The sequence below is a fragment of the Aquiflexum gelatinilyticum genome, from assembly GCF_024741135.1.
GTDB classification, from domain to species: domain Bacteria; phylum Bacteroidota; class Bacteroidia; order Cytophagales; family Cyclobacteriaceae; genus Cognataquiflexum; species Cognataquiflexum gelatinilyticum.
Window position 1 is genome coordinate 157,636 of the sequence record NZ_JANSUY010000014.1, and the last position, 21,448, is coordinate 179,083.

19 protein-coding genes are annotated in these 21,448 nt (G+C 39.2%); 7 read left to right on the forward strand and 12 right to left on the reverse strand.

From position 1 onward, the window contains the following. Nucleotides 1-95 precede the first annotated feature (95 nt). From NU887_RS15475 to NU887_RS15500, 6 genes are all read right to left on the reverse strand, one after another. Complete coding sequence (locus NU887_RS15475) at nt 96-551, reverse strand: hypothetical protein (RefSeq protein ID WP_258424282.1); 456 nt, start codon at nt 549-551, stop codon at nt 96-98. Between the two features lie 104 nt (nt 552-655). After that, nucleotides 656-1,612, reverse strand: a complete 957-nt coding sequence (gene ftsY / locus NU887_RS15480) for a signal recognition particle-docking protein FtsY (RefSeq protein ID WP_258424283.1) — start codon at nt 1,610-1,612, stop codon at nt 656-658. 90 nt (nt 1,613-1,702) lie between these two features. Beyond that, on the reverse strand, nt 1,703-1,855 hold the full coding sequence (locus NU887_RS15485) for a DUF4295 domain-containing protein (RefSeq protein ID WP_258424284.1): 153 nt from the start codon (nt 1,853-1,855) through the stop codon (nt 1,703-1,705). A gap of 45 nt (nt 1,856-1,900) precedes the next feature. Then, entirely contained in the window at nt 1,901-2,083 is a 183-nt protein-coding gene (rpmG, locus tag NU887_RS15490) for a 50S ribosomal protein L33 (RefSeq protein WP_113925165.1), read from the reverse strand. 34 nt (nt 2,084-2,117) lie between these two features. Further along, complete coding sequence (gene rpmB, locus NU887_RS15495) at nt 2,118-2,360, reverse strand: 50S ribosomal protein L28 (RefSeq protein ID WP_113925164.1); 243 nt, start codon at nt 2,358-2,360, stop codon at nt 2,118-2,120. A 261-nt stretch (nt 2,361-2,621) separates the two neighbouring features. Beyond that, nucleotides 2,622-2,780 (reverse strand): C1orf53 family protein, encoded by a 159-nt coding sequence (locus NU887_RS15500; RefSeq protein WP_258424285.1) that lies wholly within the window; start codon nt 2,778-2,780, stop codon nt 2,622-2,624. Nucleotides 2,781-2,868: 88 nt separating this feature from the next. On the opposite strand from NU887_RS15500, the gene rocD reads away from it, so the two are divergent. From rocD to NU887_RS15530, 6 genes are all read left to right on the forward strand, one after another. Further along, a complete protein-coding gene (rocD, locus tag NU887_RS15505; protein ID WP_258424286.1) occupies nt 2,869-4,143 on the forward strand; it encodes an ornithine--oxo-acid transaminase in 1,275 nt (424 codons plus the stop codon). A gap of 117 nt (nt 4,144-4,260) precedes the next feature. Continuing rightward, on the forward strand, nt 4,261-4,914 hold the full coding sequence (locus NU887_RS15510) for an HAD family hydrolase (RefSeq protein ID WP_258424287.1): 654 nt from the start codon (nt 4,261-4,263) through the stop codon (nt 4,912-4,914). Nucleotides 4,915-4,970: 56 nt separating this feature from the next. Beyond that, a complete protein-coding gene (hemB, locus tag NU887_RS15515) occupies nt 4,971-5,939 on the forward strand; it encodes a porphobilinogen synthase (RefSeq protein ID WP_258424288.1) in 969 nt (322 codons plus the stop codon). A 728-nt stretch (nt 5,940-6,667) separates the two neighbouring features. Beyond that, nucleotides 6,668-7,972, forward strand: coding sequence for an ammonium transporter (locus tag NU887_RS15520; RefSeq protein ID WP_258424289.1), 1,305 nt, complete (start codon nt 6,668-6,670; stop codon nt 7,970-7,972). A gap of 127 nt (nt 7,973-8,099) precedes the next feature. Then, nucleotides 8,100-9,272 carry a porin gene (locus NU887_RS15525; RefSeq protein ID WP_258424290.1) on the forward strand — a complete coding sequence of 391 codons (1,173 nt, stop codon included), beginning with the start codon at nt 8,100-8,102 and terminating at the stop codon, nt 9,270-9,272. Nucleotides 9,273-9,572: 300 nt separating this feature from the next. Further along, complete coding sequence (locus tag NU887_RS15530; protein WP_258424291.1) at nt 9,573-9,872, forward strand: hypothetical protein; 300 nt, start codon at nt 9,573-9,575, stop codon at nt 9,870-9,872. Nucleotides 9,873-9,969: 97 nt separating this feature from the next. Here the strand turns inward: NU887_RS15530 and NU887_RS15535 are convergent, their stop codons facing one another. From NU887_RS15535 to NU887_RS15560, 6 genes are all read right to left on the reverse strand, one after another. After that, nucleotides 9,970-10,344, reverse strand: a complete 375-nt coding sequence (locus tag NU887_RS15535) for a co-chaperone GroES (protein ID WP_258424292.1) — start codon at nt 10,342-10,344, stop codon at nt 9,970-9,972. Between the two features lie 124 nt (nt 10,345-10,468). Beyond that, nucleotides 10,469-12,397 carry a molecular chaperone DnaK gene (dnaK, locus tag NU887_RS15540; RefSeq protein WP_258424293.1) on the reverse strand — a complete coding sequence of 643 codons (1,929 nt, stop codon included), beginning with the start codon at nt 12,395-12,397 and terminating at the stop codon, nt 10,469-10,471. A gap of 168 nt (nt 12,398-12,565) precedes the next feature. Beyond that, nucleotides 12,566-13,630 carry a DUF4249 domain-containing protein gene (locus NU887_RS15545; RefSeq protein WP_258424294.1) on the reverse strand — a complete coding sequence of 355 codons (1,065 nt, stop codon included), beginning with the start codon at nt 13,628-13,630 and terminating at the stop codon, nt 12,566-12,568. A gap of 45 nt (nt 13,631-13,675) precedes the next feature. Continuing rightward, nucleotides 13,676-14,755, reverse strand: coding sequence for a DUF4249 domain-containing protein (locus tag NU887_RS15550; protein ID WP_258424295.1), 1,080 nt, complete (start codon nt 14,753-14,755; stop codon nt 13,676-13,678). Nucleotides 14,756-14,808: 53 nt separating this feature from the next. Next, nucleotides 14,809-15,885, reverse strand: a complete 1,077-nt coding sequence (locus NU887_RS15555; RefSeq protein WP_258424296.1) for a DUF4249 domain-containing protein — start codon at nt 15,883-15,885, stop codon at nt 14,809-14,811. Continuing rightward, on the reverse strand, nt 15,882-18,350 hold the full coding sequence (locus NU887_RS15560; RefSeq protein ID WP_258424297.1) for a TonB-dependent receptor: 2,469 nt from the start codon (nt 18,348-18,350) through the stop codon (nt 15,882-15,884). Before NU887_RS15560 ends, NU887_RS15555 begins: the two co-directional genes overlap by 4 nt. Nucleotides 18,351-18,581: 231 nt before the next feature. Here NU887_RS15560 and NU887_RS15565 point away from each other — a divergent pair, with 231 nt between their 5' ends. Continuing rightward, a complete protein-coding gene (locus NU887_RS15565; RefSeq protein WP_258424298.1) occupies nt 18,582-21,398 on the forward strand; it encodes a TonB-dependent receptor in 2,817 nt (938 codons plus the stop codon). Nucleotides 21,399-21,448 lie beyond the last annotated feature (50 nt).

Genomic DNA, 21,448 nt, shown 5'->3' on the forward strand with positions numbered 1-21,448 from the left:
TATGACTGAATATCAAGAAAGCAATTTAGTATAATGAAAGAGGAGGCAATAACCGATATTTGAGGAGACTTATTTTAAGGATAAGGGTTGACAAATCATATATTGTTGATTTTCTTATCCGCTCTGTGATTTTCAAACATTTCGATTGCAGCCTTCAAAAGACCAAACATTCCCAGGCTTAACACTATAATTCCAATAGATAAATCTTTTAAAATTCCGGTTTCAGAGAAATAAAACCCTGTCAATCCAGAGGTCAGCAGAATTAGGATAAACAGGCTAATTATGATAATTGCAATTTTTCCCTTTCGAGGATTTTGCCATATTTTTTTGGATAACTCATTTTGAGTTTTGGAGGTATCTTGTAATGAAGAGAAACTTATTCCTAAACCCATGAAAATCAAAACCGAATTAAGGTTATCAAACATCACCTCAGGATTATCTTTAAGGTAATCTAGTCCATAAAGGTATGGCTTAAAAGCAAAATACATTCCCAGAAGCATTAATGGGTATTGTGCATAGCTTACATAATGAAAAAACGTCTTGTAATTCATTGTTTCAAGTTAAAATAGAACATTTTGAGGTTCTGCTTCATATCCTATTTTCTTGTATTAAGGAACCAATTTTTAGAAACTCAAAGAGGCCTTAGATTTTCTCGCTACTTCTTTTTAAAAAGTGAATCCACAAATTCCTTTCTGTTGAAAACCTGAAGGTCAGTCATTTTTTCACCTACACCAATGTATTTGACAGGGATTTTGAATTGGTCTGAAATTCCGATCACGACGCCACCTTTGGCAGTTCCGTCGAGTTTGGTGATGGCAAGGGCTGTGATGTCAGTCGCTTTGGTAAATTCCTGCGCTTGGATAAAGGCATTCTGACCTGTGGATCCATCTAATACGAGCAAAACTTCATGCGGCGCATCGTCAATGAATTTTTGCATCACCCTTTTGATTTTGGTCAGCTCGTTCATCAAGTTGACTTTGGTGTGCAACCTGCCTGCAGTATCTATTATCACTACGTCTGCATTGGTATCAACCCCTTGTTTTACCGCATCAAAAGCCACTGAAGCGGGATCAGTATTCATACCGTGCGATACGATAGGTACATCGACACGTTTTGCCCAAAGGATCAATTGGTCCACAGCAGCCGCCCTGAATGTATCCGCAGCACCAAGAACCACTGACTTTCCTGCTTGTTTGAATTGGTGCGCTAATTTGCCGATAGTAGTTGTTTTGCCCACTCCGTTGACACCCACTACCATGATGACATATGGTTTTTTGTCTGCAGGTAGGTCAAAGTCTGATAGGTCGGTGCTTTGGTTTTCTTCCAAAAGACCCATAATCTCTTCTCTAAGGATTACGTCTAGTTCGGCTGTATTGAGGTATTTGTCCTTTGATACCCTTTCTTCGATTCTTCTGATGACTTTGATGGTAGTATCTACCCCTACATCAGAAGTGATAAGGATTTCTTCTAACTCATCCAATACTTCCTCATCTACTTTGGATTTGCCTACGACTGCTTTGCTTAGCCGAGAAAAAATGTTTTCGCTGGATTTTTGTAAACCTTGGTCAAGGCTTTCTTTTTTTTCCTTCGAAAAGAAACCGAAAATTCCCATGTCTGTGATTTTTAAAGTCCGAATATAACAAAAAAGTCCCTTCAAAGACTTAGCTTGAAGGGACTTTCGATTGCAAAAAGTGCAATGAAATTATTTTTTCAAGGTATCCTGAACCATCGTGGTCGGAACCATTTCCTCTTTGAAGGTGTAAGCGCCGGTTTTTTCAGATTTGATTGCTCTGATCACTTTGGCGTATGTTACTCCACCTTCTTTTTTCAGGGTTGCTACTACTTTCTTAGCCATATTTTCAAGGTTTATATCGTTGCCGGAAGCAACCTAGGTCCTAAATTATTTAATTTCTTTGTGAACCGTCATTTTCTTCAAGATAGGATTGAATTTCTTCAATTCAAGTCTTGTAGTGGTGTTTTTACGGTTTTTGGTAGTGATGTATCTTGAAGTACCTGGAAGGCCTGTAGCCTTGTGCTCGGTGCACTCCATGATCACTTGTACTCTGTTACCTTTCTTAGCCATCGCTGTATATATTTAAATGGTAAACCTGATCTGATTATTTAATGATAACGTATCCTTTTGCTTGGGCTTCTCTCAACACAGGAGTAATTCCTTTTTTGTTGATGGTTCTCAAAGCTTTGGTACAAACCTTCAAAGTGATCCAAGCATCTTCCTCAGGGATGTAGAAGCTTTTCTTGTGTAAATTTGGATAAAATTTACGCTTGGTCTTGTTGTTCGCATGCGATACATTATTACCTACTTGAGGTCTCTTGCCGGTAATGTCACAAACTTTTGCCATGATATATGATCGTAATTGTATAGACGTTTTTTCAATTGAGTTTGCAAATATCGGACTTTTAGCTGAAATACCAATAGTGACAATCAAAAATATTCCGTAAAGTTTTCCTTTTATTGAAAGAATATAGAGGCTAGAAGCGAGAGCCAAGATTTCCGACTTGAGATTCCATTTGAAACCTGACAACAATTATAACGCGAAGCTGACAACAATTACAACCACTACAGCCTAACTAACTATTAACCAAATAACCAAATAACCCAATCACTTTTCCCCATACGGACAATGCTTGCAGCCGCTGCCGCAACAATAGCCCCTTCTCAGGTGGTATTGAGCTGTAAATACCATAAGACCTTTTTCATTCAAATAATAATCCCCCGGAATCAGCTTCATGGGTTCTGCAGGCTTCTTTTTTGAATTCATTCTTTAATCCTAAAGGCATTTACTATATTTGCCAGATCGCTGTGAGCGGTGAAATTTATCCTTGATGGGTAGCAAATCTACAAATATTATGATTGAAACAATAAACTCAAGCAGCCAAGCTATTGCCTTGGAAGATAAATATGGAGCCCACAATTACCATCCCTTGCCGGTGGTCTTGTCTAGAGGAGAGGGTGTTTACCTTTGGGATGTAGAAGGTAAAAAGTACTATGACTTCCTGTCAGCATATTCTGCAGTGAATCAGGGGCATTGTCATCCAAGGATCAAAGACGCATTGATCGAGCAGGCAGGTACTTTGACTTTGACTTCAAGGGCATTTTATAATGATGTCTTGGGGCCATTTGAAAAATACATTACTGAATACTTTGGCTTTGACAAAGTTCTTCCGATGAATACCGGTGCGGAAGGCGTGGAAACAGCCTTGAAAATTGCCAGAAAATGGGGATATGAAAGAAAAGGCGTGGACGAAAACCAGGCAGTTATTGTCGTTGCCGAAAATAATTTCCATGGGAGAACTTCTACCATCATCTCATTTTCTTCAGATGGCAATGCCAGAAAAAACTTTGGACCATATACTCCGGGTTTTGTAAAAATCCCTTACAATGATATTGCTGCACTTGAAGTAGTCTTACAAGATAAAAATGTTGTTGCTTTTTTGGTTGAACCGATTCAGGGTGAAGCGGGAGTTTATACTCCGGCAGAAGACTTTATCAGAAATGCATCTGAGGCCTGCAAAGCTAAAAATGTCCTTTTAATTGCAGATGAAATTCAGACAGGAATCGCAAGGACAGGTTCGCTTTTGGCGGTTTGTGGCAACTGTACCTGCGAAGGGCATTGCGAAAAGCAAGACACCTATACAAAACCTGACATGTTGATCTTGGGAAAAGCCATCTCCGGTGGATTTTATCCTGTATCAGCTGTACTGGCTGACAATCATATCATGGATGTCATCAAGCCAGGTCAACATGGATCTACTTTTGGGGGAAATCCTTTGGGAGCGAAAGTCGCCATAGCAGCGCTTGAAGTGGTTAGAGATGAGAAATTAGCCCAAAATGCACGAAAACTCGGAAAAATCTTTCGAGAAAGAATGCAGATTTTGGTAGAAAAATACAAAATACTCAAACTCGTAAGAGGCAAAGGCTTACTCAATGCTGTGGTGGTAAACGACTCACCTGACAGCAGCACCGCTTGGGATATGTGCGTCTCTTTGAAAGACAACGGTCTCCTCGCCAAACCCACCCACGGCAACATCATCCGCTTTGCGCCGCCTTTGGTCATGACTGAAGAGCAGCTGCACGACTGCTGCGATATCATCGAGAAAGTGGTCAAAGAGTTTGAAAAATAGACATTTTAGCAGATTTAGATTAATTGAAATAGAAACCCTCCGGGAGAAATAGCGGTCCCGGAGGGTTTTTAATGTCCTTTTGTTAGCTTTGCCAATACAATAAAAACCTATTAATCCATGAAAAAAGCAGTTATTTTTGATATGGATGGCGTTATCTGCCATACCAATCCATTCCATTCGATGGCTTTCAAGAAGTTTTTTGCCAAAAGAGACATGTACCCCACAGAGGAAGAATTTGAACTGCATATGTACGGCAAAAGTAACTCCTATATAATGAGTCACTTTTTCGGAAGAAAAATTGTCGGCGAGGAACTGTTGGAATTGGAGAATGAGAAAGAAGGCCTCTTTAGGGAAATATACAGGGACAAAATTGATCCTATTGCAGGTTTTCAGGATTTTTTCCACCAACTCAAAGTCAATGATTTTTTGACGGGGGTAGCCACTTCCGCTCCATTTGCCAACCTTCAATTGATTGCCGGCACTTTGTCTCTGATGGACAGGATGGAGTCCATTTTGGCAAGCGAAGACGTAACCAAACACAAACCCGATCCGGAGGTTTACCTCAAGTCAGCATTTAACCTGCAGGTCGAACCTGATTTATGTGTTGTTTTTGAAGATTCATTTTCTGGCGTCACCGCTGCCAAAAATGCAGGGATGAAAGTGGTTGGTGTTTTGTCCTCCCATTCCAAGTCGGAGTTACCGGTGTGTGACCTTTATATCGAAGATTTTAGGGAGATGGATGCCAATAAAGTTCTGGCTTTGACCGGATAATCAGGTTGGTTTTTATTTCTATACATTTATATTAGAATTGCCAAAATTAGAATACTATGCTAATAAGACCAAGAAGAAACAGAAAATCCCAAAGTGTCCGCAATATGGTGGAAGAAACAAGGCTTTCTGTCAAAGACTTTATCTTCCCGATGTTTCTAATAGATGGAATCAACCAAAAGATTGAAGTGGCTTCAATGCCAGGGATATACAGGTATTCTTTGGACTTGATGCTAGGAGAAATCGAAGCGTGTATGAAACTTGGGATCATGGCATTTGATATTTTTCCTGCTTATCCCGATGATAAAAAGGATAAGTATGCTACTGAGAGTTTTAATCCCGAGACGTTTTACTTAAAAGCAATTCATAAAATCAAGAGTACATTTCCGGAAGCTGTGGTCATGACGGACGTGGCAATGGATCCATATAGTTCGGATGGTCATGATGGACTTGTCGAAAATGGCAAGATATTAAATGATGAAACTCTGGAAATATTGGGTAAAATGTCTTTGGCACAGGCGCAGGCTGGAGCGGATATTCTGGGGCCGTCTGACATGATGGATGGGAGAGTAGGATATATCAGGTCTGTATTGGATCAAAATGGATTTACAGAAGTGTCGATTATGTCTTACACTGCTAAATATGCCTCTGCTTTTTACGGCCCTTTCCGGGATGCTTTGGATTCTGCACCCAAAATGGGAGACAAAAAAACCTACCAGATGGACCCTGCCAATTACAGAGAAGCATTGATCGAAGCTGAATTAGACACAAATGAAGGTGCGGATTTTTTAATGGTTAAACCTGCATTGGCTTATCTGGATATCATAAGGCTATTGAAAGACAATTCCAACCTTCCAATTGCTGCCTACAATGTCAGCGGGGAATATGCGATGGTAAAAGCAGCATCTCAAAAAGGTTGGCTTGATGGGGAAAGGGCAATGTTGGAGTCACTCTTAAGTATAAAAAGAGCCGGGGCCAATTTGATATTGAGTTATTTCGCCAAGGAGTATGCGACTTTAGTCAAATAAAATAACACCTTCCAAAAAGAGTTATAAATACACTTTTTTCAGACAGGAAGGTTAAAATCAGAACCCCTTAGATGAAATTCTAAGGTTTTTTTCTTTTTTGCCGCTTTTTATTCCAAAATTTTAAATTTTCAGATTGAAATGGTTTCAATTTCAGCTAAACATTGAATTTTGATAATATTATTAATCAATTGATTTAAATAAAATCCAAATTTCTTTTAAAGTGTATATTATTCATAAAAACAGGTTTAAAAATATACCTGCTAGATCTAAAAAAATATAAAAAATTGATTTTATGGTAAAAAAAACAACCAAAAGATAAAAAAAATAAAATTTTTTTAAATTTTTTTTTGTAATAAATCCATACCACCAAGTCTGTTAAAGTTCAAATCTTATAATTTTACTTATTTTCAGATTATTATTCTATAAAAATAATTAATAAAGAATATTATTTTTATTTAATGATTTTCGGTATCGATTGCGGAAAACATTTTTTTATTAACAGAATAATATTCTGCATTTTATGGTAACAAAAAAATAAGATAATAATTGAATAATTTAATGTATTATAAATAAAATAATATAAAATAATCAACTATATCATCGAATAATTAACGTTTTGATAACAGGAACTTTTATTTTTTGTAAAAAATGTAATTAGATTTAACCCATTCAAAGTAATCAAACCTATTTAAAATTTTATCAATTCAGTTCTTGTAAAATTAAAACCTATGAAGTTGATGAACTCAATGATCGCTCAAGTAAGCGAGGTGCCGGCCGTGACAGATGTCTCGGCAGAACTAGCACAAAATCTCCTAACCACCAATAATGTATGGATGATGCTCTGTACAGCTTTGGTATTTATTATGCATTTGGGATTTGCGGGAGTTGAAACCGGTTTTGGCCAAGCCAAAAACACGGTCAATATCCTGTTCAAAAACACCATCACTCCTCTTTTGGGATTACTCACCTACGCTTTGGTGGGATTTTTCCTGATGTATCCTGGATTTGAGACTCCGGGATGGTTTGCATTTGATGCTGATGGATGGAGTATGTTTTGGTTCAGCTCAGCTGATGCAGACAGTACTGTAGGTTATGCCAATGGGGGCTACACGTATTGGACAGATTTTTTGTTTCAGGCGATGTTTGCAGCAACTGCAGCTACAATTGTTTCTGGAGCTATTGCTGAAAGGGTTAAAATTTCAGCTTATTTGGTATTCACGTTGATTTTTGTTGGTTTAGTATATCCTCTTATCGGTAGTTGGAAATGGGGCGGCGGGGCCTTGAATGAAATGGGATTCTATGATTTTGCAGGTTCTACTTTGGTCCACTCAGTTGGAGGATGGGGAGCTTTAGCAGGAGTTATTTTGGTCGGTCCAAGGATCGGTAAATATATAGATGGCAAAGCCATTTCAAAGCCAGGCGCTAGTATTCCATTAGCGGTTATCGGAACATTCTTACTTTGGTTTGGATGGTTTGGATTCAACGGTGGTTCAGTACTTTCTGCCGATCCTGCATTGGTTTCTTCTGTTCTTGTTATCACTTGCTTAGGTGCTACCGCCGGAGGACTTGGTGGTTTTTTCGCTGCTTATTTCGCATTCAAAAGACTTGATTTGGGAATGCTCCTTAATGGTATCCTTGCAGGACTTGTAGGAATCACCGCAGGTGCTGATGTGTTTACTCCTGCATCTGCCTTACTTATCGGATTCATTGCCGGGATTTTGGTAGTTCTTTCAGCTGTCTTTCTTGATAAAATGAAATTGGATGATGTCGTAGGTGCGGTATCAGTCCACCTTACTTGCGGAATTTGGGGTACTTTGGCAGTTGGAATTTTTTCCACCAATCCTGACCATTCATTTGTAACCCAATTGATCGGTGTTGCAGCCTGCGGGGCAATGGCATTTATCTCGGCATTTGCAATATTTTACATCCTAAAAGTTACTGTGGGAATCAGAGTTTCTGAGGAACATGAAAAATCCGGTTTGGATTCACATGAACACGGAATCAGAGGATATACTATCATTTTTGACGAATAGGTCAGAAAACCAAACAATCAATTATATAAAGCAAGAACCCTGCCCAAGGAAAAAAACGCGACTCTCTTTCTGATTGGGTCAGGGTTCTCTTCAGCTAAATCATGTTTAACCGATAATCAAAACTAAAATGAAAAATATTCATGCACTAATAATATTTCTATTATTGTTAATTTCTGCACCAATAATTGCCCAAGAAGAAGAGGAAGAAGAAGGTAAATTGTCTTTCTCAGGATCTGCAGACGTATATTTTCGCAAAAATTTTAATGGACCAACAAAAGGTGAATTTGCCCAATCACCTAATACATCTTTTGGTAACCTTCCGGGTTTCTCGCTTGGCATGCTCAATTTGATCACGAAATATGAAGGCAAAAAAGTCGGTGTTGTAGCTGACCTGGTTTTTGGACCAAGAGGTGAGGATGCAGTTTTCAGATCTCCGATGAATACAGGAGGATTTGGAGGTAGCTCTCAGATAGTAAATCAATTGTACGTGTATTGGACAGTCACTGATGCGGTTACCCTGACTTTCGGTAATTTTAATACCTACCTGGGTTATGAAGTGATATCCCCTACAGCCAACTTCAATTATTCGACTTCTTACATGTTTTCTTATGGACCTTTTTCTCATACAGGTATCAAGGCGAATATTGACTTATCAGAGAAAATATCCTTCATGGCATCCATCATGAATCCCACTGACATGACCGAATTCAATGATTTGGAGAGTTATACATTTGGAGCACAATTAGGCTATGCAGGAGAAATGGGAAATACCTACCTGAATTTCCTATATGGAGACCAAGATGGTACTTTTGATTTGGACTTTCCTCTAAATATTGGTCAGGTATCTGCAGGAAAGACATTTCAGGTAGATTTGACTTCAGGTCTGAATTTGACAGAGAAATTTTATCTAGGAGTGAACGCTACTTACAATACAATAGCATCCGGAGAGATTGTTTCAGGCCCAGATGATGTTGAAGATGTAGATGGCGATGCTTCAGGATTCTATGGGGTAGCTTTGTACCTTCAGTCACAGGTTTCAGATAAATTCAGACTTGGGGCAAGAGGTGAATATTTCTCAGTATTCAATACGGGTATTGATGGCGCTGTTGGCTTGAACAGCGATGGCGATGGAAATGTTTTTGCCCTTACTTTGACCGGTAATGTCAAGGTTTCCAAAAATTTTACTCTTATACCTGAATTGAGGGTGGATACTACCTCCGAGGACACATTCCTTAACAATTCTCTAGACCCTTCAAAAAATCTTTCATCATTCCTTTTGGCAGCAGTATTTTCTTTTTAATCGGGATAATTTTAAAATTTTTTTCCAAACCTGCATTCATTCAAAATGAAAGCAGGTTTTATTTTTTTTGGTATTTATTCCAATCTCATCGGTAGTTTTGATAGTAATTTTTGAAAAAAAATGTTTTTTCGGGTTTATGTAGGGTTAAAAAACATCCATTTTTACTATTTTGATATATTTATAAACAGTATAAAATTTTTATTTTTAACCTATAAAACATATAAAAGTCTGTTTTGGACAAACAATTTTTTAATTTCTCGTATATATTACTGAAAATTAGAAAACCCAAATCGCTTTAATATGAAAAAGTTACCATTATTTATCCTTGCGTTTTTCTTCACAATATTTGTATCAAACGCTCAGGCATTTAAGGATCTTCAAGGACCGGCTGCCAAAAATTATAAACCTTGGAAGGATAATTCCAAAAAAACTACCGCCATGGTCAATGTGACACCAAACGAAAAACAAGGACCTGCATTCAAGAATGCTAAGGCTTGGGAGCAAGATTCTCAAAAGGTTGAGTTGGTTTCAAGACCCGTCACTGAAGAAAGAGAATTTGGACCAAAAGCTAAAAACAGACAACCTTGGAAGAATGATTGATTCATAATACAGTTTGAAAATAAAAAAGGACGTATTTCGACGTCCTTTTTTATTTTCCCATTTTTGAAGTTATTTGAAATCTAAATATTTGAAATACTTAAAGTTCTTCTTCTCTTTCAAGCATAAGTATTGAATGCTGAGGTACAATGAAATATTTATCGCCTTCATAAATGACTTCATAGGCGCCATTCAATAAAAAAATGGCCAAGTCCCCTTCTTTTGCCTGAAGTGGGATATATCGGATTTTTTCTTCGATATCCATCCAAGGTTCCCTGTCTTCAGTAGGCATTGGGATCGGATATCCCGGTCCGGTCTTGATGATATAGCCTTGCTGTACCTTTTCTTTTTCCTGAACTCCCGGGGGAAGATATAGTCCGGAGGATGTCCTTTCGTCAGCTTTTTTGAGTTTGATCAAAACCCTATCGCCTACAATGATAAGTTTCTTGAGTTTATTATCTGGGGTGAGTTGCATGTAGTAGGAATGAAATAAACATTGTATTATAAAAGACAATCAAGCAAACAAGAATGTATAATCAAAAAACAACGGCATCCATACTTTCATACAGATGCCGTCCCATTTCTGAGTTATTTAAGGATTACTTTTTGTCCTCAGAGACTTCTTCGTAATCTACATCTGAAACACTATCGCCGGCATTTGATGCACCTTCTCCTGCATTGGCATCAGGCCCAGGCTGTGCACCTGCACCTTGGGTGGCATTAGTGGCATTATATATTTCCTGTGAAGCTGCTTCCCAAGCTTTATTCAATGCTTCAGACGCAGACTCGATACTTGCAAGGTCTTTTGAAGCATGAGCAGATTTCAATCCTTCCAAAGCTGCACTGATATTTGCTTTATTTCCATCAGAAAGCTTGTCACCATATTCTTTCAGTTGCTTTTCTGTTTGGAAAATCTGACTGTCAGCTTGGTTCAATTTTTCGATTTTTTCTTTTTCAGCTTTATCAGTTGCGGCGTTGGCTTCAGCTTCGCGCTTCATTCTTTCGATATCATCCTGAGATAAACCGGAAGAAGCCTCGATTTTTATTTTTTGCTCTTTACCAGTTCCTTTGTCTTTTGCAGAGACGTTGAGTATACCGTTGGCATCTATATCGAATGTAACTTCGATCTGGGGAATACCTCTTGGTGCAGGTGGAATATCGCTCAGTTGGAACCTTCCGATAGACCTGTTATCTTTGGCTAAAGCTCTTTCACCTTGAAGCACGTGGATATCAACAGCAGGTTGGTTGTCTGCAGCGGTTGAGAAAACTTCAGATTTTTTAGTAGGAATTGTGGTATTGGATTCGATCAGTTTGGTAAATACACCGCCCATAGTCTCGATTCCCAATGAAAGTGGTGTCACATCAAGCAACAATACATCTTTCACTTCACCTGTCAATACACCGCCTTGGATGGCAGCACCTATGGCTACTACTTCATCAGGATTCACTCCTTTAGAAGGTTTCTTGCCAAAGAACTTCTCTACTTCTTCCTGGATTTTTGGAATTCTTGTAGAACCACCTACCAAGATCACCTCATCAATATCTGATGGATTAAGTCCTGCATCGGCTAAAGCTTTTTTGCAGGGATCCATTGACCTTTTTACCAAATCAGCAGTAAGCTGCTCAAACTTTGCCCTACTCAAGGTTCTTACCAAGTGCTTTGGACCTGTTTGGGTTGCAGTGATATAAGGAAGATTGATTTCAGTAGAAGCCGAACTTGAAAGTTCGATCTTGGCTTTTTCAGCAGCTTCTTTCAATCTCTGAAGTGCCATTGGATCTTTTCTCAAATCGATTTGCTCTTCTGACTGAAATTCTTCAGCAAGCCAGTTGATGATCTTTTGGTCGAAGTCATCACCACCTAGGTGAACGTCACCGTTGGTTGATTTTACTTCAAATACACCATCACCCAATTCAAGAACCGAAATATCGAATGTACCGCCACCAAGGTCATACACTGCGATTTTCATATCCTGATTTTTCTTGTCCATACCGTATGCCAAAGCAGCAGCGGTGGGCTCATTGATGATCCTTTTTACCTCAAGGCCTGCAATCTGCCCTGCTTCTTTGGTAGCTTGACGCTCAGCATCGTTGAAATAGGCCGGCACTGTAATGACAGCTTCTGTGACAGTTTGTCCCAAGAAATCCTCAGCAGTACTCTTCATTTTCTGAAGGATCATGGCAGATAATTCTTGCGGAGTATAAGATCTGTCTCCGATTTTGACTACGACAGTATCATTTGTCCCTTTTTCTACTTTATAAGAAGCATGCTTTTTCTCTTCAGAAATTTCAGAGAATTTTTTACCCATAAACCTCTTTACTGAGGAAATGGTGTTTGAGGGGTTAGTAATGGCCTGACGTTTTGCAGGGTCACCTACTTTCCTTTCTCCGTTTCCATTGTCGAGGAAAGCCACGATGGATGGCGTGGTTCTTCTTCCTTCGCTGTTTTGGATGACCACTGGTTCGTTACCTTCCATTACCGCTACGCAGGAGTTGGTGGTACCTAAGTCTATACCTATGATTTTTCCCATGATTTTATATTTTAATATTTATTGATTACAACTTTGATTTGAAAGCTATTAGACAACTCATGTGCCAAGCATAAAAACAAAGTTTTCTGTGTCAGATTGACAGATAATATGACAGGAAATCCAATTTGAATGAAAAATGCCAATAGGTTTCAATGTTGAATTGTCAGGTCAATCGTAAACCCACCAACTGGGCCTTATGCTTGTCCAATCCCGTCCTGCCGCCCGGCCTTCACAACTAAGGCACTCTGAAGAATACAGATTTGAAGGTTTTCCTTGAATGTATTCGCAAATAGGCTGGAGGTAGATGGGTGAAATCTCCGAAGTGACATAAAACCTCGAAACAGAGGATTTCGCAACCTCAAAATAGCCGAGCACATTCTCATTTGGATTATCTGTATTCACAATGTTTCCCAAAACACGTGCAGGTGGAATATCAAATAGAGAACCTTGATTATTGATAACGATTTCTATTTTTTGCCAATATTCAAATGATTCCCTGTTGACACTAAGCTGCTTGACTGTCACGAAAAATGGAAACAAAAAGGCATTGTTTATCTTCCTGGTAGCTAGAAGTTTTTCTGTACTTCGGCTATTTGTGGCAGTTCCATCAAATAAATTTACTTTGGTAGGGTCCATCACATCAAAAATAAAACAAGGTGGAGGTAGCGGAACCCCGGGAGGAATCCACAACAACTGCCAATAATGGGCTTCCTCTACAATCCACCTAATAAATAGTTGTTCCGAAGTTTCCGGTAACTTTGAATTGGTGTAAACTTTAAAAACATGCTCATCCAAGGAAGTCTTAAATGGCTCATATGCCACTTTATAACTTAAGCTATCTATACCGACATGTTTTGGGATTTCCTGAAATTTTGACTTGTAAACCGAGCCTTCCAACTCAACTTCCAATGCATAGCTTTGGCCTTCTTCAGCTTTTAATCCATGTAACTCATATACACCATTACCGGTATTGGTGTATGCTTTTTTTTCTTCTCCAGATATGATCAAATATACTTCAGCGTTGGAGACGCCTTTGGGTCGGAAGCCAAATGGTGCCGAAGTACTGATTTTGACAGTATGGATATCCTCACTATCTGTAAATAATCCATAAATAATTAACTGTCCTTCTACTGTTTCTTGCCAAAAATCAAGTCTGTCAATGCAAGACACTGTTGGGATCAAAATAGAACTCAACGTCAGCAATAACTTAAAACCATAGATAATTTTTCTCATCTTAATTTTCAAAGTCAAAAAATTCAGAATTTTTCCAATTTAGCTTTAGTTTTCATTCCACCATGGAGGCTCGATTGTAGTCCACTTTTTTCCTCTGGCCCTTTCATCACATTCGATACACTCAGCAGTGTACTCTGAAGCCGGCTTTCCGACGATAAATTCACAAGGTCTATTTAAGAAAAACGGAACATCACCTCTATTTGTGGAAATTCGGGTTATTTTTTCCTTAGCAACCTCAAAATAGCCCAATACCCTTTCATTTGGATTAGCTGCATTATATATATTTCCAAACACCGGGGCAGGCGGAATGTCAAAAAGCGAGCCTTGGTTTGAGACCGCGATTTTGATTTTTTCCCAATAAATAAAGGCCTCCCTGTTGATACTTAGCTGCCGGACCGAAACAAAGAAAATTGAAATAAATGAATTGTCTACCTGCCTTTTGCCTAGGACAAGGGATGTATTTCGTGTACCGGTATTTGACCCATCGAATAAATTAAGTCTGTTGGGCTCAATCAAATCTGAAATAAAACAATTTGGAGGAGGAGGCGGACACCAACCGACACATGGTAGCCAGATCCTTTCCCAAAGATATGTCTCTTCGACTAACCATCTTATAAAAATCGGTTCTGGAGTTTCGGGGAATGTGCATTCTGTACTTACAGTAAATACCGGTTCAGGACTTTCATTATTGAAAGGTTCATTTTTAAATGTAAAGCTAAGGTTGTCCTCTCCGGTGGCTTTGGGCAAAGATTCGAAAGAAGATCGGTAAGTGTTATTTTCAAAAATAACTTCTAAGGAATAGCGCTTTCCATCATTTACCTTATAGTTGATTAGCTCATATACTCCATTTCCAATATCAAAATAACGGATTTTTTCACCAGAGTCCGTTAGAAGGAAAACCTCAGCACCCGGAACTCCTTTTGGAGCTAAACCTAGCAGAGAAGTCCGACTTATGGTAACAATCTGTTTTTCTCCACTGTCAGTCAGCAAACCATAAATTACCAATTGGCCTTCTTCAGTTGTTCCAATGAAATCCAACCTATCAATGCAGGAAGTGTAAATGAACGAATGAAGAATCGCACATATCAAAATGCTAGTAATCTTATATTTTTTTAAACTTTTCATTTGGTACTCCACTCATTGAACTTCCTAATCCAACTATCGGATTTCAATATTTCCTAGTCAAATTTCCACCAAACCGGTGCATCATTTGTCCACCTTCTTCCCTGAGCTCTAGCCTCACAGCTTTTACATTCAGATGCGTAGGAGTCATCAGGTTTATTGGGAAAATACTGACAAGGATCGACTAGGTAAAACGGGACATCGGCCCTTGTGGTGTAGATTCTGGTTACCTTTGTTTTTGCCACCTCAAAATACCCCAAAACTGTTTCTTCCCGGTCTTCCACATTGGATATGTTTCCAAAAACAGGGGCAGGGGGCGTATCAAAAAGGGAACCTCGGTTATTGACTACAATTCTGATTTTTCCCCAATATTCATATGCTTCCCGGTTGATGCTTAATTGTTTGACGCTCACAAAAAAAGGATACAGAAAGGAATTGTCCACCTTTCTTTTGCCCAATACAAAATTCCCTTTTCTTGTATTGGTACTAGAACCATCAAAAAGGTTGAGCCTATTGGGTTCTATGACATCTGAAATAAAACATGGGGGTGGAGGTGGAGGTGGAAATCCTGTTCCTGGCAAATAGGTCAAAGGCCAAATGTACGTCTCCTCGAGCATCCATCTCAAATAAATAGGATCCTGAGAGGAAGGCAGAGTTGTCTCTGAATAAACGGTAAATACCGATTCCGGTGATTCGGTCCTGAAAGGTTCATTTTTAAATTCAAAACTGAGCACATCTTCTGCAAGCATTTTCGGCATTTTTTCAAATCTTGATCGGTAGACTTTCTGATCAACAGTTACTTCTATGGCATAACTTTCATCCTCTGAAGCACCAAACCCTTCCAAAACATACTCTCCAATCCCTCTGAGAATGTAGCTGTATCTTTCACCTGAAGATGTCAATAATGAAACTTCAGCATTCTGTACTCCGGTTGGTCCAAGGCCAAAAGCCGACGTCCTGCTGACATTGACCACCTGCCTTTCTACGATATTTGTCAATAACCCATAGATTACCAATTGGCCTTCTTGTGTATCTCCTACAAAATCAAGTTTGTCAATACAAGAAGCAGGTAAAAAAAGGCAAAGAAAAAATGCCAAAAACAGTCGGATGATTATTTTGAGTTGTGAAATCATTTTCCAAAAGAGACTGTATAGGTGAAAGATGGGAAAGCCGAACCCAAAATCGAAATCTGATAGGGGACCAGACGTTGTCCTCTCCCTTCCCTTTGGAAGAAAACAGAATAAGCGTTTCTTCTTCCGGTCAGATTATAAACGCTGAAATTGATCTTGTCATCCCATGTTCTCACAAAGCCATTGGTGAGATAAGAAAAGTCAATTCTGAAATAATTAGGAATCCTGAATTCATTTCTATTTCCAAAATTTGGAACAAAAATGCCCCCGATGACATAATTGGAAGAAAGACCGGTAACGGGCCTTCCGGATGAAAAATTGATGTTGGTGTTGAAAGTTCTTCCTCTTCCGATGTGGAAGTTAGTGACAAGAGAGATATTATGGGGTTTGTCAAAATTGGTTGCAAACCAGTTTCCCTGATTGACTTGGATCTCGGGAAATTCAGAAATAGTACGGATCAGTGATCTGCTAAAGGTATACGCAAGCCAACCTGTGATGCCCCCGCTGTTTTTTTGGATCAAAAGCTCAGCACCGTAGGCAAGTCCTTCCCCTTGGATCAATTCAGTTTCAATATGCGGATTTAAAAAGAGGTCTGCAAAATCACGATATTCCAACTGATTGGCTGTGGTTCTGTAAAAACCCTCCAACGAAGTTGACCATTCATCTTCTTTGAAATTTCTAAAAAATCCCAAAGAAGCATTGTGTGATCTTTGAGGCTTGATATATGTTGTGCTCAACTGCCAAAGGTCTATAGGTGTGGGACCTGTTGCATTTGAAATAGTTTGCAGGTATTGGTTCATGACCGAATAGCCACCTTTGATGGAATTGACCTTATCAAAAGTCCATCTGAACGAAAATCTCGGTTCAAATCCGTTATATTTCACCACTTTTCCACTTTCTATAAAATCGACGCCAGTTATGGTCAGTCTTGAGATGGGAACACCTTCCTCATACCTAAATATCGAATCAGGTCCTTGCTGTACATAATTTGAATACCTGATTCCTCCTGAAAAAGAAAGGTTCTCTGTCGGATTCCAATCTGCAGAAATAAAAGGTGCGTATTCCATGCCCCTTTCTTTTTGAACTGTTTCGGCTTCGATTCCTGATTCGGATGTAAGCGGCCTTAGAAATTCAGGCCTCATATGGTATTGTATTCCTTCCGCTCCGAAGTTGATGTCAACTTTTTCCAAGGTCAATAATCCCGTTATTTTCCCTTGAAAGTAGTAAAGGCCATTTTCGATTTTGGAGGGATCGATTGTGGAAGGCTCAAAAAATCCATTGTTAAATGAACCGTAAGCCACCATCCCTACCAAAGAAAGATCGTCTGTAAGGAGATTTCGACTGGTCAGTGATCCGACGAGGTTGTCCCATTCAAATCCAAATTGATCAGAAAATCTGAAATAATCCCCGGTATTGAGCAGGTTGAAATCCAAGCTGTTTTTGGGAGAAAACTGATGGTTGACTCCTAGGTAGATATCATGAAAGTTGATTTTGCTGTTTTGAACGTCTACTTCTTTGGCTTTGTCCAATAGCCAATTGGCATTGGAAAGTCTTGATGCAAAAATCATAGAGGTCTTTTCAGGCACAATGGGACCTTCTACCATGATTTTACTCAAAGCAGTACCAAGCGAGGCACTTCCTTTCCAATTTTCTTTGTTTCCCTTCCGCATCTCTATATTCAATGCTGAAGAACTCCGCCCGCCAAAATAACTCGGTACTGCACCTTTGTATAAAGTAAAGTTTTGGAGTGCATCTCCGTTGAAAGAAGACAAAAAGCCCAAAGCGTGACTGTTGCTCAGGACAATGGTCTCATTCATCATGATCAGGTTTTGGTCTGCCTGACCGCCTCGGATATTCATTCCAGCCGAACCTTCACCCACCGAAGTCACGCCGGGCATGGATTGTAAAACATTGAATACATCCGGTTCTCCCATAAACGCAGGCACAAGTTTGATGTCATTGATGTTCATCTTGGTCACTCCGGTGATTGGACTACGGATGTTTCTGTCTCTCTCCTCCGCTTCCACTGTAAAAGCTTCAAGTTCAAAATCAAGGTTGACTAGCTCAATGTCCAATTGTCCGTCTCCAAAGAGTTGGATGAGATAATGCACCGGCCTTTTTCCAAATTGGCGAAAAACAATCCTATGCCGCCCTGAATCCAAGGAAAGGACATATTGCCCGATATTGTCCGTGTTGTTGCCTGCAAAAAAACCATCGATGTGGATCGAAACTCCTGAAATTGGCTCCCCAGTTTCCAGTTGGGTTACTTTCCCTGTCACAAAATATTTCGCCCTCTTTTCTGCATTTTTTTGGTCAAACCTTATCTCGGTAAATTCAGTCTGTGCCAAGAGATGTGGAATGCTTAATGCCAACCAGATCAGAACAGTGAGTCCAAAGTAAATCCCTCTTTTTAATTTACTTTTTCCAGCGGTTGGATTTGAAAAAATATATTGGTCTTTTGATGACACTTGAATCGTGGTTATAGGTTTTACAGGCAAGTAAATTTATGCTTTTATTTCACCTTTTTGTGATAAATAAGGATTTTTCGTTAGGCGGACTTTTCAGCTCTTTTTTTTAAAAATCGGCGAAATGCGTATAAATCAATTATTAATATCTTTCTATATCATTAATTGAGCTTCGGTAAATTAAACTTTTCGTGTGGGGATATTATGGTTTTTTTTATCTTAGAGTTTCTTCTTTTGAGTACCAGAAAAGACAATAAAGTGACAAAAGATTCTGTTTGGCTATTAAGATTGATGAAGGCAAACTTGTTTGTTGTTTTTTTATTGCTCCCCCTTTTGGCAAAAACCCAAGTAATTGTCGGGAAAATCACAGATGAGAAGACAGGAGAGCCTCTTCCTTTTGCCAATGTTTTTATCAACAATACAACTTTGGGAAGTACGACTGATATCAATGGGGATTTTAAAATCAGTGGATCCCTACCCCAAAACCCCGAAGTCGTAGCATCCTTTGTCGGTTACACTACCAAATATAGAAAAATTTCATTTGGGAATAGAATTCAAATTGTTGTCAATTTTCAATTGGCTTCTAAGGAATCCCAATTAGATGAAGTAATGCTAAAAGCAAGACGTGATAAAAGATGGGAAAGAAATCTTAAAAAATTCAAGCGGGTTTTTTTGGCGGTTCCAAATGATCCATTTTTCAAAATGAATGAAATCCTCAACCCTTGGGTTATTGATTTTGAAGAAGGTAAAACCCGTGGGTCAAAATACCTGTTGGCCAGTGCTTCGGAGCCACTCAAAGTTTCGAATTTGGGTTTGGGGTATAATTTGGATTACCATTTACGGGAATTTATCCAGACACGGGACGGTTTCCAATACTTTGGTTTGGTCAATTTTCATGAAATAGATTCGGTCTCCACCGAAAAAAAGAAATCCTGGGAAGATCAAAGAAACTCCACTTATTTCGGATCCTTACGCCATTTCCTACATTCATTTCTCCATAATGAAGCGGACAGACAAGGATACAGGCTATATCTGGTAGATAGCTTTCCACCAAAAACGAGAACGAATGTATTCCATGAGGAATTGGGAAATTCCATCAAAAAACTTCCCTTTGATTCCTTAAAAATTGACACACTTCCCAATGGGAATTTTGGTCTTTATTGGCCTGACAGAGTAGAAATTCATTTCAGAAAGAAGGCTTGGGCAAACGATTACTACACTAGAGTGTATTATCCGCTCAGTTGGATCACGTCTCCTACATGCTATTTTGAATTTGATGCCAATGGGATTCCGACCGATCCAAGGCAGATCATTTTTTCAGGATTTATGGGAAGACATAGAGTGGGTAGATTTTTACCACATGATTTCGTCCCTACCAAGGATCAACTTACTCTCTTTTCTGAAATTGACAGCGCGCTTTTGGGTCAAACAAGATGGAATTCACTTCGGGAAAAACCCTACCTGACTTTCAATAAATCCTATTATACACCTGGTGAGACTGCATGGTTTAATGCCCGGATGATTTACCAAAACCAGTTTTTGGTAGATTCTATGAGCCGGGTACTTTATGTTGACTTGATCAATGAAAAGAAAGAATTGGTGATTCAGGAAACTTTTGAGATTAGGGAAGGTATGTCAAAAGGGCAGCTTCAATTAGGGCCTGACCTCAAAGCAGGAAATTATACCGTCCGTGCCTACACCAATTGGATGAGGTACTATCCTGAGTCAGATTACTTTTACAAGCCATTACCCTTGATTTCAGCTGACCGCGAAGTTATTTCCTCCACAGGCGTAATTCCTTCCGACCAGGAAGGGGAGGAAATTTCCATTGCGTTGAAAACTGACTTTACCCATGAAGAGCTCTTCAATAAGGCCAACATCAATATTTCGGTTTTGGATATAGACAGTTCTTTTGTGGATTCGGATTTCAGTATTTCCCTGATCGATGCGGATTTGGCAAAGTTTATCGGGGAAGAAAATACGATAGAAACTGAAATAAACTGGATTGGATCTGAGCTTGGCGATTATGAATTTCCTGAGGAAAAATACGACATTGAATATGGGATTTCTGTGGAAGGTATTTTTTCAGACAGAGAAGGAAAACCATTGTCCGTTCCATTGACAGTGGTACTAGGACAGATGGAAGATTTTGGTGTGATTAAGTCTGATACATCAGGTTATTTTTGGGGGACAGGGCTTTTGTTTACCGATTCGGCTGAGGTTGCGATAGCGGCTTTAAACCAGAGAAAGAAATCATTTGGAAACATTTCCCTCATTGAGCCTTTGAGGCCGGAGGTTTTGGTCAATTTGCCCAAACTTCAATTTGAAACCAGGCCAAAATCCACAATTGGAAAGCTTGATATTTTTGATGGAAAATATGTTGAGTTGGAGGAGTTCCTCTTTGAAGGGGAAAAAAAGCAAACCATGGAGGAAAAAAACTATGGTTATGGTGAAGGAGATAGGAGTATAGGTCCTGATTTTTTGGAGAAATTTCCGGAGCAAACACTTGATGTAATTGTCGGAATGAACATGCAGGGAGGTGGATTGGGTAATTTTAATTGGGGACTTGATGCCGGAGAACCACTTTTAATCATTGACGGCGTACGTTATTTTTCGGATAGCCGAGAATCTACGATGTCGGTTTTAAAAACTTACATAGCTGCTGAAGTTGAATCCATTGAAGTCTATACTTTCAATGCTGCCCAGTTTGGCATGGCGGGATTTGCAGGAGTCATCATGGTAAATACCAAAAAAGGATCAAAGGATCCTCAGGGTTCTAATCAGGTTTTCAACAGTGAAGAATTTCAAATATTTAAAATAAGAGGGTTTACTCCTGTCGTGGAATTCACCGTTCAAAAGGCTGAATCTGAAATCCCCGAGTCTAGACCATCACTTTATTGGAATCCTAATGTCAAAACAGATAGGGACAATGAAACCTTTACTTTCTCAGTCAATCTTCCAAAGTCAACCCAAAACATGATTTTGAGGATTGAAGGCATGAGTGGCGACGGTTTACCTTTTTACCGGATTTTTCAAATTCCGGTCAACTGAAATTGTAAGCTGACATATTCATTTATCCCAAAATCAAGTCCATGCTGATT

Excerpts from the sequence above, each read along its gene's own strand:
- NU887_RS15475 (WP_258424282.1), bottom strand. The coding sequence starts at position 551 with ATGAATTACAAGACGTTTTTTCATTATGTAAGCTATGCACAATACCCA.
- NU887_RS15530 (WP_258424291.1), top strand. The coding sequence starts at position 9,573 with ATGAAAAAGTTACCATTATTTATCCTTGCGTTTTTCTTCACAATATTT.
- rocD (WP_258424286.1), top strand. The coding sequence starts at position 2,869 with ATGATTGAAACAATAAACTCAAGCAGCCAAGCTATTGCCTTGGAAGAT.
- hemB (WP_258424288.1), top strand. The coding sequence starts at position 4,971 with ATGCTAATAAGACCAAGAAGAAACAGAAAATCCCAAAGTGTCCGCAAT.
- NU887_RS15555 (WP_258424296.1), bottom strand. The coding sequence starts at position 15,885 with ATGATTTCACAACTCAAAATAATCATCCGACTGTTTTTGGCATTTTTT.
- NU887_RS15520 (WP_258424289.1), top strand. The coding sequence starts at position 6,668 with ATGAAGTTGATGAACTCAATGATCGCTCAAGTAAGCGAGGTGCCGGCC.
- NU887_RS15485 (WP_258424284.1), bottom strand. The coding sequence starts at position 1,855 with ATGGCTAAGAAAGTAGTAGCAACCCTGAAAAAAGAAGGTGGAGTAACA.
- NU887_RS15535 (WP_258424292.1), bottom strand. The coding sequence starts at position 10,344 with ATGCAACTCACCCCAGATAATAAACTCAAGAAACTTATCATTGTAGGC.
- rpmB (WP_113925164.1), bottom strand. The coding sequence starts at position 2,360 with ATGGCAAAAGTTTGTGACATTACCGGCAAGAGACCTCAAGTAGGTAAT.
- NU887_RS15510 (WP_258424287.1), top strand. The coding sequence starts at position 4,261 with ATGAAAAAAGCAGTTATTTTTGATATGGATGGCGTTATCTGCCATACC.
- dnaK (WP_258424293.1), bottom strand. The coding sequence starts at position 12,397 with ATGGGAAAAATCATAGGTATAGACTTAGGTACCACCAACTCCTGCGTA.
- NU887_RS15500 (WP_258424285.1), bottom strand. The coding sequence starts at position 2,780 with ATGAATTCAAAAAAGAAGCCTGCAGAACCCATGAAGCTGATTCCGGGG.
- rpmG (WP_113925165.1), bottom strand. The coding sequence starts at position 2,083 with ATGGCTAAGAAAGGTAACAGAGTACAAGTGATCATGGAGTGCACCGAG.
- ftsY (WP_258424283.1), bottom strand. The coding sequence starts at position 1,612 with ATGGGAATTTTCGGTTTCTTTTCGAAGGAAAAAAAAGAAAGCCTTGAC.
- NU887_RS15525 (WP_258424290.1), top strand. The coding sequence starts at position 8,100 with ATGAAAAATATTCATGCACTAATAATATTTCTATTATTGTTAATTTCT.
- NU887_RS15550 (WP_258424295.1), bottom strand. The coding sequence starts at position 14,755 with ATGAAAAGTTTAAAAAAATATAAGATTACTAGCATTTTGATATGTGCG.
- NU887_RS15545 (WP_258424294.1), bottom strand. The coding sequence starts at position 13,630 with ATGAGAAAAATTATCTATGGTTTTAAGTTATTGCTGACGTTGAGTTCT.